Source organism: Hoylesella loescheii DSM 19665 = JCM 12249 = ATCC 15930 (assembly GCF_000378085.1).
GTDB classification, from domain to species: Bacteria; Bacteroidota; Bacteroidia; order Bacteroidales; family Bacteroidaceae; genus Prevotella; species Prevotella loescheii.
This window is the reverse complement of the sequence record NZ_KB899213.1, coordinates 266,454-280,392: the sequence shown is the minus strand read 5'-3', so window position 1 is coordinate 280,392 and position 13,939 is coordinate 266,454. Positions and strand designations below refer to the sequence as shown.

Below are 13,939 nucleotides of genomic sequence, written 5' to 3'. Positions count from 1 at the left end.
TGGCATCTTTCGCTTACGCTTTCAGTCGCATAGTTCACTATGCTCCTTCAAGCCGTAAACAAGACCTGCTCAGCTAAAAGCTAGAAATACAGCAAAGGTAATTTTTAGAACCTGCCTCAAAAACCTGCAACCCCAAAGCCCAACTCATGAACGTACAACCTCATAAACTTCTCACCTCCCTCCTTCTTATACTGGTTGCCTACTCATTCAGCATACATATAGAGGCAGCCACGTACGACGGCGTGCACCAACTGGTGGCTCGCCGCTTTCCGTTTATGGTTGGCAAGGTGGCGTTTCAGCCCCTCGTTGGCACTAACGAAGAAACGTTCGAACTGCAAACGCAGGGCAAACGCCTCGTGATAAAGGCCACTTCGCCCTCGGCTGCAGCTGTGGGCCTCAACCATTACCTCAACCACTACTGCCACATCAGCATCTCCCGATGTGGCAACAACCTACCCACCCACTTTCGCCTAGTGCCCATTCAAGGCACCGTTAGGCGCACCACACCTTTTAAATACCGATACGCCCTTAACTACTGCACCTATAATTACAGCTACGCCTTCTATCGTTGGTCCGACTTCGAGTGGGAATTGGATTGGATGGCACTTAACGGCGTGAACCTCATGTTAGCCCCTTTGGGCATGGAAGCCGTATGGGCCGAGACGCTTAAGACACTGGGGTTCGGGCAGAAAGACGTTCAATGCTTCATCCCCGGACCAGCCTACACGGCGTGGTGGCTAATGGGAAACCTCGAAGGATGGGGTGGACCAATGAGCGAAAGCCTTATTACCCTGCGACTACAACAGCAACGACAAATGCTGCAACGTATGCGCCAACTGGGCATACAACCCGTGGTGCAGGGTTTTCCAGGCATCGTCCCCACCTTCTTTAAAGAGCGTTTCCCACAAGCGCGCATCATCGAGCAAGGCAAATGGGGTAGCTTTCAGCGGCCCGCCGTTCTGTTGCCCAACAACGATGGTGTGTTCGAAAAGGTGGCCGAGGCCTATTATCAAAGTCTAACGAAGCTTTTCGGGACCGACTTCGAGTTTCTTGGTGGCGACCTTTTTCACGAAGGGGGCATAACCACTGGCGTAGATGTGGGCAGCGTTGCCGCACAAGTTCAACGCCAGATGCTACGTTTCTTTCCTCGTGCCAAATGGGTGTTACAGGGCTGGAACAAAAATCCCTCGCCCCAATTGCTACGCGCCCTCGACAAGCGACACACCCTCTTGGTTAACCTCAGCGGTGAAATTGCCGCCTCGTGGGAAAGTTCCGATGAGTTTGGAGGCACGCCTTGGCTTTGGGGAAGCGTCAATCACTTCGGCGGAAAGACAGATATGGGCGGACAATTGCCCGTTGTCGTAACCGAACCACATCGTGCCTTGGCCCTCACAGTTGACAGTGTGATGCAAGGAATAGGTATTTTGCCCGAGGGAATAGGTACAAATCCCGTGGTGTACGACTTGGCTTTAAAAACCGCTTGGCATACTACGACACCCGATGTAGACAGTATGCTGGTGCAATACCTTAGCTATCGCTACGGAGAAGTTCATCCCGACCTACTCGCGGCATGGCGTATCATGCTCAAATCTGTGTATGGCGAGTTTGCCATTAAAGGTGAAGGCACGTTCGAGTCGGTGTTCTGCGCACGCCCATCGCTACGCGTCACCAGCGTATCTACATGGGGACCCAAGCAAATGCAATATCAACCGGCCGACCTCTACCGTGCTCTGGGACTCTTCTTAAAGGCTGCCCCAAAGCTACGAGATAGCGAAACATACCAATACGACCTTGTAGACTTGGCCCGACAGTCGTTAGCCAATTACGCCCGCACAGCATACGCCGACGTGGTGAAGGCCTACGAGGCCAAAAACGCCGAACAACTGCAACAGGCCACACAGCGTTTCGAACGCCTCATCGTGCTTCAAGACAGTCTGTTGCTAACCAATCGCCACTTCTTGCTAGGCAACTGGCTGCAACAAGCCACGCAATATGCCCCCAACGAGGCCGATAGGCAATTGTGCCTGCATAACGCACAAACCCTGATTAGCTACTGGGGGCCCGACGAACCCACAACAAAGGTGCACGATTATGCCAACAAAGAGTGGGCGGGCATGCTCTCCACCTATTATCTTCCGCGTTGGCAAGCCTTCTTCCGAACGCTGCAAGCCTCCATCAACACGGGCAATCCACCCGCCATCGACTTTTTCGAGATGGAGAAACGTTGGGCCAACACGCCCCAACCCATCAACACCAAGCCCCAAGGTGATGCCGTACAGATGGCCAAACGCGTGTTGCAAACCATCGTTCCGCCATATCTTAACGCAAGCCTAGACGTCGAGACGCGACTAAACGACCTGCTTTCGCGAATGACACTTGATGAGAAGCTGGCCCAAACACGGCATATACACGCCAAGCACTATAACGACAACGGTGCGGTTAACCTGCAAAAGCTGCGCTCCAACTACACCGGCGGACTTAGTTTCGGCTGTTTCGAGGCCTTCCCATACTCGTCGGCGCAATATCTAGCGGCCGTTTCCACCATCCAACGCCATGTCATGGACAGCACCCGATTAGGTATTCCGCTCATTCCCGTGCTCGAAGGCATACACGGAGCTGTGCAAGACGGCTGCACTATCTTCCCCCAAGCCATCGCGCAAGGGGCTACCTTCAACCCTGCACTTATCCAACGCATGGCCCAACATGTGGGCAGAGAGATGCGCGCCATAGGTGCAAGGCAGGTTTTAGCACCCGACCTCGATCTCGCACGCGAACTTCGGTGGGGTCGTGTTGAAGAAACCTTCGGCGAAGACCGCGTACTTGTGGCGCAAATGGGCTTGGCCTACGCCACGGGCATTCAGCAAGAGGGATGCATTCCTACGCTGAAACACTTCGTGGCACATGGCACACCGCAAGGCGGACTAAACCTCGCGTCGGTGAAAGGCGGACGTCGCGAGTTGTTCGATGTCTTCGTTCGTCCCTTCGCACACGTCATCTCGCGCACCCGTCCTGGCTCGGTGATGAACTGTTACAGCGCTTACGACAACGAGGCTATCACCTCCTCGCCCTTCTTCATGCGCCAGTTGCTGCGCGATAGCCTGCATTTTCGCGGTTATGTGTACAGCGATTGGGGTTCCATTCCTATGCTGCGCTACTTCCATCACACGGCCGAAACCGAACGCGAAGCCGCTAAGCAGGCCATCGAGGCAGGCATAGACCTCGAAGCTGGTAGTGATTACTATCGCACGGTCAAACAGTTGGTGGCCGAAGGGGAACTCAACGCCGCACTGATAGATAGTGCTGCGGCTAACGTTTTGCGCACAAAGCTAGCCGCAGGACTATTTGAAGACGCTCGCCCCGACACCCTTAACTGGCGCAAGAGCATACACACCGCAGCTGCCGTGACCACCGCTAGGCAATTGGCCGACGAGAGTTTGGTGTTGCTCGAAAACCCCAATGCCCTGCTGCCACTTAACGCCCAGTCGCTGAAACGTATCGCCGTGGTGGGTCCGAACGCCAATCAAGTGCAGTTTGGCGACTACTCTTGGACGGCCGACAATCGTCACGGCATCACGCCTTTGGCAGGTATTCGTCAGTATTTGCAGGGCAAAGGCGTGCAAGTAGACTATGTTCGCGGTTGCGACTACTACTCGCCCAATGCCGATTCCATCCCTCACGCCCTTCGTTTGGCAGCCAAAGCCGACCTCGCCATCGTGGTTGTGGGCACGCAAAGCATGCTGTTGGCGCGTGCCTCGCAACCATCTACCAGTGGCGAAGGCTACGACTTGTCCGAGCTAACCCTGCCCGGTGCGCAACAACAACTTGTTGATAGCCTCGTGGCTTTGGGCAAACCGCTGGTGGTTGTATTGGTAACGGGTCGGCCTTTGATAACGGAGAGTTTCCGACATCGCGTTGGCGCATTGGTGGTGCAATGGTATGGCGGCGAACAAGCAGGCCTTTCGTTGGCCAGAATGCTTTTCGGCGAGTTCTCGCCATCAGGTCGTTTGCCCGTGTCGTTCCCAAAAAGCGTGGGGCAACTGCCCGTATATTACAACGCGCTACCTACCGATAAGGGCTATTACAACAAGAAAGGCACGCCCGAAAAGCCTGGTCGCGACTACGTTTTTTCCGACCCTTACCCCGCCTACACCTTCGGTCATGGCCTTAGCTACACCTCTTTCGACTATCGCACGTTGCAACTTTCCAGTCGCACGGCCGTGGAAACCGACACCGTGGAGGTGCGTTTCGTGGTGCGCAACACTGGTAAGCGCGCTGCTATGGAGGTGGCACAGCTCTACGTTCGCGACCTTAAGAGTTCGGTTGCCACACCCGTAAAGCAACTTTATGCTTTCCACAAGGCCGCCATCGATCCCGCTAAAGAACAACGTTTCATCCTTCGTCTGCCCATCGCCGAATTGTATTTGCACGATAGGGACATGCGTCGTGTGGTAGAACCAGGCAAATTCGAGTTGCTCATTGGTGCCTCATCAACCGACATTCGCCTTCGCGACACGCTCACCGTGGTGTCCATCGCCCAACAGAAGTCTGGCAACAACGCGCCCACGAGGCTTAAAACAAACGCCCAACGCACATCGCAAACCACGCCCGCCACAAATAAAACCATTCGTATCGCAGGCATTGTGCGCAACGTTCAGGCTTTTCCGTTGGCAGGCGTAAAGGTAATGGCCGATGGAAAAACGATTCAAACCAACGCCCGCGGCGAGTACTCACTCTCCGTTCGCATTGGCTCCACCCTCCGTTTCGCCCTCGCTGGCTACCGCACCGAAATGCTCGTGGTGCAAGAAAACGGATTGTTTGATGTGGAGTTGACGCCCGAGACGCCGTGACGAATTGAGAAATTAGGAGATGAAAGAGTGAAGGAGCTAAGCCAAATGCCTTTTTATAAGGCGCTGTTCCTTTTCTCTTCTTCTCGCTTCGACAGAAGTACAGAATCTTTTTAGCATACTATCCTAAACAGCCGTAAGTATGTTATGGAGGTCGTTTTACATGAAAACGAAACGCGAACACAAAGCCTTGATAATCAATAAACAAAACTCGTGGGGTGTTACATGCATTTGGGACTGCTGTTACATATAGCATGGAACAAGGTTACAGATAAGATGGAACGATGTTACAGATGATATGGAACATGGTTACAGCTTACATATAACACGGCGGGAGTTATAAAGGCTTTGTTGAAAAACTTATCTGTCACTTCGCATTGGTTATATCGTGGCGCGACATGCAGCGTGATAGGGCTTGGAGAAAATATAGCCAATGCATCGTTTGTTATTGTCACACCCCACTTCAAAGCCATAAAAACCCATGCAAAAACTTGACATAACCGCACGAAAAGCACTGCGACGACACCCTAAACGCCCCCTACTTACATGACAACAAAACTAATAACAATACCGAAATAAGGAAAAGAGGGATTATTCAGGTTGTCTTAAATATTGCTAACAACCATAAAATTGTAAAATAAAAATGTATCTTTGTGCTACAAAAGCGAGAGAAGAGCCTCATCCTCTACTCCTCTCGGCCTCATCCCCAACCCCCATCCAAGGGGAGAGGAGAGTAATATGTCTTGTGAATTCAGTTTGAGAGAAATAAGGAAAACAAAAATAGTTTGAGGATTTAAGAAGTAAAGAAGTAAGGAGATAAAAAGTAAGGAAAGAATAAAAAGTAGGTAATAAGGAGAGTAAGAAGTAAGGAGTAAGGGAGTAAGGAATAAGTAGCTTAGGCGCATGTCCTGACGACTTTAGCCATCTTTTCACTTTTCCACCCTTTCACCTTTACAGGGCGTTAGCCATCTTTTCACCTTTTCAACCTTTCACCTTTTCACTTTTCCCCTTTCACCCTTTTCACTTTTTCACCCTTCTACCTTTTCACTCTTTCACCTTTTACAAACACCATAACAATGCGAATAACCGTAATTGCCAAAAACGCAGGCAGAAGAAAGGAGCTGGGAAAACGCCCAATAGAGTTGACGAAGTCACCCCAGACGCTGCAACAACTGCTAGAAGAACTTACATTGATGGGCTTGGCCGATGCACAAGCCGAACGTACAAACCTCCCCCTATCGCAAAGCGACATCGATGCGCAGGCCGAAGAGGGGCGTGTACGATTTGCCGAGAGCTACGCCACCAACAACGACACACCCGAAAAATCGCTCGAACGTATGCGACAAGCATTCGATGATGGCTTGTTTCGCGTGTTTGCCGACGGTGAAGAACTTACCCAATGGCAGGCACCATTGGCCTTGCCCGAAGACAGCGAGCTGGTTTTCATTCGCTTCACCATGCTTACGGGCCTCTGCTGGCGAATGATTTTCTAGAAGATTTTTTGTGCACCAGCATACAAACGCCCAAAACAAACGCCTACGGAAGAAACTAAAAAGGCCATCGGCCACACATGACGGCAATTTAACAAACGCCTAAACCACACCTTATATATAATATGCAAACCTTCAAAGAACTGGTGGCGCAATGCCACGACTATCTGAAAGCCCTCGACAAGGGTAAGCTCAACAAGTATGAAAAGCAATTTGTTGAACGACTGCTTAACGACAAAGACGACATCTGCGAGTATTCTTTCAATCGCGAAATCATTTCCACGATGCCCCTACAAAGTGCCGATGCGCTGGTAAAGGCTGGTGGCGCGCTACCCAACCTCTTACCCGCCGAACTGTCGGAGATGTTGGCAAGCTACCTACACGCTCTCGGCGACTTCTCGCCTACACGTGGCATCTACCGCATTAGCTTACGCCAAAGAAAAGACGGACTTGAAAACCGACTAGAAGACATCAAGGAAGCTTACTTCGCCTTCTTCATGTTCGCACGACTGGGTGGCGACATCTCACTTCTTACCCGCGACCAATACCAGGTGAAAGACTGGGATTATGGTCGTCCGCGTTACGAACATGTGATAACGGCCTACCTGCTGGCACACGACAAACGCACCATTGAAGCGGCACGCGAGGTGCTTACCAGCGAAAACAACGTGGGCGTTTTGACGGGTGGTTTGATACGAAGCATCGAACGAACGGATAACGAAGAGCTGCACACGCTGCTGTTACAAACGCTAAAAGCTGCACAACTGCAAGAGGGTTTAAGGCAAAGCATCGTTGAAACGGGCGACGAATATAACCTAAACTTTTACCAACGACTGCTGCAAACCATAGACGAAGAGAACATGTTACGCTTCGCTTCGGTGAGGCGAGCTGTGCAAACGTGGGCTGGCGTGGGATATGAAGACATCGACGACAAGGACATCAAGACCATCTTTAACGCCATCCGCACCTTCCTTTGCAACCCCGATATGCGCGAAGAGGCCTATCGTGGCGACAACCCTTTACTCACTTACGTGGCCCTTTACTCGGCTGGGCTCGACGATTACGCACAAAGCGAAACGGCCGCCCTTAACCTCATCGACAGTCAATGCCCGCAACAAGTACGCGTGGCAGCCATATATTACCTGCACCGCGCCGACAGTTTCGAGGGCGAAAAGTATATCGAACTGCTGTGCCGACATCTCGACGACAAGTATGTGCTTGGCCTTATAACATGCGAACTCAATGATACGAAACTATTTAAAAAGGTAGATATGGGCGAGTTGGGGCGCTATACGGGCAACGAACACACGCTGCACATGCAACTGTTCGAGACCGTTTACCAATGGCACAAACAACTGAAATCCAACGAAACTTTGCGTTATGGTGGCTTCGAATGGTTTTCCATGAACATCGGAACATCTACCACCATCGACGTTTTGTGGTATTTGGCAGCCCGACTAGGCGACCAAAGCTGCATCGACCGTTTCCTCATGTTGAAGCAACCGTCGTCTTACGTGCACTGTATGCGCGACTATATCTGGGGCGAAGAAAAGAAAAAGCGCGTGCCGGTAGATGCTTTCATCGAAGATTTCTTCTCGAAAGGCAGTGCCGAATGTCGTGCCCAGTTTGTGGTTAACAACCTCGTGGGCATGGAAAGCGGTAAGTTCGAACGCTTTGCAAAGGTTGCCGCCAAGCAAACTTACAACGAAGAGCAGGTGAAGACGCTAGAAAACAAGTTGAAGTCGAAGGTTTCTACCACTCGCCAACGTGTCGTAGCGATGCTCTTGTGGTTGCCCGACGAACAGCTTATTGAAAGCTATACACGCCTACAAAAACTAAAAGCACCCGACATCGAGGGAACGCTGAGCGAGCTGCGTGAGGGTTCGACCGCCCTGACTAAGGCTTTCGGTGCCCCCACAACACAAGGCAAAGGGCAGCCCATGAAGGTTTATCCTGGCGAAGAAGGTGGCTACGGCCTGTACAAACCCGCAGAGATTGCCGAACCCGAAGTGGCTTATCCCTTTACCGAGGCACCACAAAGCGCGCTGAAAAACGCCCTTTCGAAAATCACGGGCAAAAATGGCGCACCCGACTTGAGCAGTGTTTTCGCCTATACCTACGAGCAACTGCACGGCATCTACCAGAAACTGGAAGACATTGTAAATGCCAATGCCGACAAGCAATATAAGGACAGGTGGAACGATGACCAGCTATTGGGTGACACTTACCTGCGCCGAACCAACCACGACAACAACTTCAATAGTCTGCCTTTCCCCGAACTGTGGCGACAATTCTTACAAGAAAGCGGCATAAAGGATGAAGAGTTGTATGGCATTTATCTGATGCTCGATTGGCGAGGCAACAATAACGACGACAAGCTGTTTATCGACTTGCCCAACTATCCTTTGACAAAAGAACGTCCGCAGCTGGAAATGAAGTATCTTTCGCACTTCCGACAGGTGATTGAAGCACATTATGAGGAGGTAAAGGAGCAACGTCCCGAACTGTTTTTCGAACCCGCTTACCAGATCGCCGCCCTCTTCTACTTCTTCTTTAACGAGAAAAAAATCGTAAGGAAAACAACATACAGCACCTACGTTTATCCCATACCAACCTGCAAACCGCTGTGCGAGGCGGTGCATACCATTGCAAGGACGTGGCAAACCGATGAGCAATTTACCCGTGCGGCTAAGCTTTTGCTGGCCATTAGTCGTAAATTCTACCTCGAAGGGGGTGGCACTTACAGGAGCAACTACCAACTGCCGTCGCTCATGGCTGCACGAATGAACCTAGAAGGCATGCTAACCGACGACCAGCTGATGCAGATGTTAATGTCTGAAAAAGGCAGTATGCTCGAGAATGCCACGTTCAACCTATACTACGATGGCGATTATCGCCGCAAGCCCATTTGGGATATTGCGCCCAAGAAGCCACGTTACGATAAGGCCGTGTACGAACATCTGCGCTCGGTGGTTAACCGCATAGCCAACCACCTGCTAGAAATAGAACTGACACGGCGCAACGCACCCACGCCGGCAACCAACCTTTTGGCTGGCAGCTATCGCAGCAATGTGGTGCTATGGGGCACTGCCACGCTGAAAAAGGCCATGTCGGCACTGGGCAAAGAACACTTGGTGCGCGATTGTAGCGGCAAAGAAAAGCGCGCTGTGCTTACCGCATGCATCGTGCATTGTTATCCGCTAGACACCGATACACCCAACATGCTGAAGGGTATAGACCCCGAACGACTGGTGGAACTGGCCTTCTTCGCCCCACAATGGATGCCATTGGTGCGCCAACACTTAGATTGGAAGGGTTTCGACGAGGCTTATTATTACTTCGTGGCACACACCAAAGAGAGCGACAGCGAAGAGAAGCGCGCACAAATAGCCCTCTACACCGACCTTGCTCCCGAAGACCTGGCCGATGGTGCCTTTGATGCACGCCTCTTTAACGAGGCATTTAAGAAGGTGGGGAAAAAGCGTTTCGCCCTTTTCTACGATGCAGCCAAGTACATGGGTAGCAGCAACTACCATGGTCGTGCACGCCGATTCGCCGACGTTACGCAAGGCCTGATAAAAGAAAAGCAACTGATGGAGCAGATAGACAAGACGCGCAACAAAGACGCATTGTGCGCCTTGGGCCTTGTGCCACTGCCAAAGAAAAACATAGACACGGCCTTACTGAAACGCTACAAACGCATTCAAGCCTTCTTGAAAGAAAGCAAGGAGTTTGGCGCACAGCGTCAGGCGTCGGAAAAACGCACCGTGGAAATTGCCTTGATTAACCTTGCGCGCTCGGCAGGATACGACGACGTGATACAGTTGGTGTGGCGTATGGAAGGCCATTTGGTGGCCGACAACAAGGCCATGCTCGATGGCATGAAGGCCGAAGGCTACCTTATCCGCGTTGAGATTGCACCCGATGGCACAAACAAGGTGGTGATAGAGAAAGACGACAAACCGCTGAAGACGGTGCCAACGAAACTGAAGAAGAACGCCACTTACCTGCAAGTGACCCAAACGCACAAGGAGTGGACACTGCAACATCGTCGTGCACGCGAGATATTCGAAGACATGATGCGCCAGCAAACAACCATCATGCCTGCCGATGCAGCCGTTATCGAGAGCAATCCCATTGTGGCCCCGCTCTTCGCGAAACTGTTGGTGCAACAGCACGAACACATCGGACTATATGCCGAAGGTAAGCTGCAGACGCTGGATGGCGCACAAAACATTGACCCCGAAACGCCTCTAACCATCGCACATCCTTATCACCTGCACGCCTCGGGCAAGTGGGCGGTATGGCAGAGTAGGCTGTTCGAGATGCAACTGGTACAACCTTTCAAACAAGTTTTCCGCGAATTGTACGTGCCCATTCAAGAAGAAGCCGACAAAGACGAGAGCCGTCGTTACAGCGGTTACCAAATACAGGTGCGCCAAACGTTGGCAACACTGCGCTCGCGAGGTTGGGTGGCCGACTACGAAGCGGGTCTGCGGAAGGTGTTTCATAAGCAAGGGGTGGTGGTTACGCTATATGCGCGAGCCGATTGGTTCAGTCCGTCGGACGCTGAAGCGCCCGCCATCGAATACGTTCGCTTCGATCGCACGCGCGGTATAGAGCCTTTACACATTGCCGATGTAGACCCCGTGCTTTACAGCGAGGTGATGCGCGACGTTGATTTGGCCGTAAGCATCGCCTTCGTAGGTGGCGTTGATCCCGAGACGGGTCAGTCTACGCGCGAGCTTCGTGCAGCAATCGTTCGCTGTACGGCCGAAATGCTCAAGCTTAACAACGTGCGCGTGGATGGCAACTTCGCCTTTATCGAGGGCAGCTTGGCCGCTTACACCGTGCATTTAGGTTCTGCCAACGTGCGCCAACAGGGTGGAAAGGAAATCCCCATCGTGCCCGTGCATGGCGCACAACGTGGTAAGCTCTACCTGCCCTTTGTCGACGAAGATCCCAAGACGGTGGAAATCGTGTCGAAAGTGGTGCTGTTGGCCGAAGACCATAAGCTGAAAGACCCCACCATTTTGCAGTGGATTGAAAGGAGATAAGGGGTAAGAGAACAAGGAGTAAGGAGGTTAAGAAGTAAGCAGTAAGAGAAGAAGGCGTAAGAAGTTAAGCCGTATGCCTTGCTACTGAGAAGCAAAGTCCCTTTGTAAACTCGTCAACTGAGTAAGCTCCTCTACTTACATTCTCGGCAACCCATCAACTTATCAACCCAATAACTTATAAACTCGCCATATAATCACTTCGTTAGCTTAACAAGGAGTTAAGCCGAAAGACGTTACTAGGTAAACTCAAACCGCCGCACTTCACGCCTTTATAGGATGTAGTGCGGCGGTTTTTAATGGGAGATTTTCACCCAAATCGTTGGCAAGGAGGCAATGGAACAAGTAGATTGGCAAGCTAGAGCCTTATCAAATACTTGCACGAGTTCGGGATAAAACTCAATCGTTATCCAACTGCCGCGTAGCACTAGTTGGCGAGATAGCCATTCGTTTACCTCTTCTGTCTTGTTCAAAAGGCATGTTATCTTATCCCGAACGCGCCAATCAACCCCTCCCTCGTTTGCATTTTCATAGTTCCGAAAATGCGCTTGATAAGCCCTGATGATGCATGATTACATTAATCGTCGTGTTAAAGATGTTTTGGACGCCTGTTCCAGTTGAATTGGAATGTTGTTCCAGTTGAATTGGAACACTGTTCCAACTTATCTGGAACAGTAGTCCAACTTAGCTGTAACAAGGCGGAAGCTGAAAAAGCTCACTACAAGGGCTTATAGGGTGAGGCGTGAAAGATGGCGTTTGGAGGGTGGAAAGGTGAGTTGTTGGCGATGATAGACTGTAGAATGAACCGCCTAGATGGTGCCAAGCTAACATCAAACGTTACGAAACTTCGGGATAAGGGCAACTCGTTATGCCAACTACCGCATAATACTAGTTGGAGAGATAGCCATTTGTTTTTTATCTAATCTTGCTCTAAAAGCATCGTATGCTTATCCCAAAATCACGTAAATGCTTAATTCTTGCTGTCTTTAAATGCATTGTATGCGGCTTAATCGCCCTGTTTTTCACTCCCTAAACAGTAAGATTTGGTACAGAAAAACAAGAAAAAGTTAGTTTGGTGTTCAAAATTTGACTATCTTTGCATTATGACTAACGAATTGGCCAGTATAGGGAATCTTCCCATTAGCACAACAACTATCGCCTCGCTTTTCCCCGAAATAAAGGCTGGCAACCAAAAGGTGCGCAATCTTGAGTTGAGCGGAAAGCTCGTTCGACTTAAGAAAGGGCTTTATGTGGTATCCCCATACGTGTTGCGTTCGCCCTTATCTACCGAACTCATCGCCAACCATCTTTACGCCCCCTCGTATGTGTCGATGTCTTCGGCTCTACGATATTATGGGCTGATACCCGAGGCGGTGTACACCATGCAATCAATGACCGTAAAGCATAGTCGTAGCTTCGACACGCCCCTTGGTCATTTCCAGTTTACACGTATCAGTCGCGAGGCGTTTCCCATAGGCATTACCAGCATCAACAAGCAAAGCTACAGCTTCCTGATGGCAACGCCCGAGAAAGCCCTTTGCGACCTTATCGCCAATTCGCCAAAGCTAAACCTACGCTATCGCAGAGATGTTGATGTGTATCTCGAAGAAGACATACGTATGGATATCGACGACTTTCGGAATATGGATGTGGGCATATTTGAACAGTATGTAGCGGTTGGCAAAAAGGCGAACTCTATACAAACGCTTGTTAATTACTTACGCAGATGAATGAACTATACAACAAAATGCTTGCAGCTTACCCGCTAGATACAGAGCAGCAACGGCAAAATGCAACACTTGAAGTAAACCAGCAAATCATTCTTGCTGGGTTGTATCATGGCGGGTTCTTCGATATTGCTGCGTTTTACGGAGGAACTTGCCTTCGAATTTTCCATGGATTGCAGCGCTTTTCCGAAGATATGGACTTTTCGTTGCTTATCCCCGACCCCGACTTTGACTTCACCCAATACTTCCAACCCATCGTAGATGAATTTGCATTGGTGGGTAGAACAGTTGAGATAAGGAAGAAAGAGAAACGATTAATGAGCAAAGTTGAGTCGGCGTTTCTTAAAGATAATACCGACGTTTACAACGTAATGTTTCAGTCGGAGAAGTCTATCAAAATCAAGATAGAGGTAGACACGCAACCACCCTTGAAGTTCGCCACAGAACAACGCATACTATTACTCCCCAAATCTTTTATGGTTCGTTGTTTTACATTACCCTCTCTGTTCGCCGGTAAGATGCATGCCTTGGTTTATCGTGAATGGAAAAACCGCGTAAAGGGCAGAGATTGGTATGACTTTGAATGGTATGTGCGTCACAAAACACCATTAGATTTCGTCCATTTTCGGGAACGTGCCCTCCAATTTAATCAGGAAGAAATCGCCAAAGACAACTTCATCGCAAGACTTAAAGAGCGGCTTGCCACCACAGACATTAAGATGGTGAAAGCCGATGTGTTGCCATTTATACAAAACGAAAAGGATTTGGATATCTGGACCAACGACTATTTCGTGCGGTTAGCCGAAATGATTAGGTTTGAATAA

Annotated in this window: 5 protein-coding genes and 1 pseudogene; all 6 read left to right on the top strand. The window is 50.4% G+C overall.

Annotated elements, in window-relative coordinates; all coding sequences use genetic code 11:
- Window positions 1-146: 146 nt before the first annotated feature.
- The 6 genes and pseudogenes from F453_RS0106065 (at window position 147) to F453_RS0106045 (ending at window position 13,939) form a co-directional block, all read left to right on the top strand.
- Window positions 147-4,847: an alpha-N-acetylglucosaminidase TIM-barrel domain-containing protein gene (locus F453_RS0106065; RefSeq protein WP_018967225.1), complete on the top strand. Its 4,701-nt coding sequence runs from the start codon at window positions 147-149 to the stop codon at window positions 4,845-4,847.
- 1,073 nt (window positions 4,848-5,920) lie between these two features.
- Window positions 5,921-6,337 (top strand): hypothetical protein, encoded by a 417-nt coding sequence (locus tag F453_RS0106060; protein WP_018967223.1) that lies wholly within the window; start codon window positions 5,921-5,923, stop codon window positions 6,335-6,337.
- Window positions 6,338-6,459: 122 nt separating this feature from the next.
- Complete coding sequence (locus tag F453_RS0106055; RefSeq protein WP_018967222.1) at window positions 6,460-11,391, top strand: DUF4132 domain-containing protein; 4,932 nt, start codon at window positions 6,460-6,462, stop codon at window positions 11,389-11,391.
- Window positions 11,392-11,949: 558 nt separating this feature from the next.
- Window positions 11,950-12,177 (top strand): annotated as a pseudogene (locus F453_RS16140) (hypothetical protein).
- Between the two features lie 314 nt (window positions 12,178-12,491).
- Complete coding sequence (locus F453_RS0106050) at window positions 12,492-13,118, top strand: type IV toxin-antitoxin system AbiEi family antitoxin domain-containing protein (RefSeq protein WP_018967221.1); 627 nt, start codon at window positions 12,492-12,494, stop codon at window positions 13,116-13,118.
- The gene (locus F453_RS0106045; protein ID WP_018967220.1) at window positions 13,115-13,939 is read left to right on the top strand and encodes a nucleotidyl transferase AbiEii/AbiGii toxin family protein; all 825 of its coding nucleotides are present in this window, start codon (window positions 13,115-13,117) and stop codon (window positions 13,937-13,939) included. Before F453_RS0106050 ends, F453_RS0106045 begins: the two co-directional genes overlap by 4 nt.

Excerpts from the sequence above, each read along its gene's own strand:
- F453_RS0106065 (WP_018967225.1), top strand. The coding sequence starts at position 147 with ATGAACGTACAACCTCATAAACTTCTCACCTCCCTCCTTCTTATACTG.
- F453_RS0106045 (WP_018967220.1), top strand. The coding sequence starts at position 13,115 with ATGAATGAACTATACAACAAAATGCTTGCAGCTTACCCGCTAGATACA.
- F453_RS0106055 (WP_018967222.1), top strand. The coding sequence starts at position 6,460 with ATGCAAACCTTCAAAGAACTGGTGGCGCAATGCCACGACTATCTGAAA.
- F453_RS0106050 (WP_018967221.1), top strand. The coding sequence starts at position 12,492 with ATGACTAACGAATTGGCCAGTATAGGGAATCTTCCCATTAGCACAACA.
- F453_RS0106060 (WP_018967223.1), top strand. The coding sequence starts at position 5,921 with ATGCGAATAACCGTAATTGCCAAAAACGCAGGCAGAAGAAAGGAGCTG.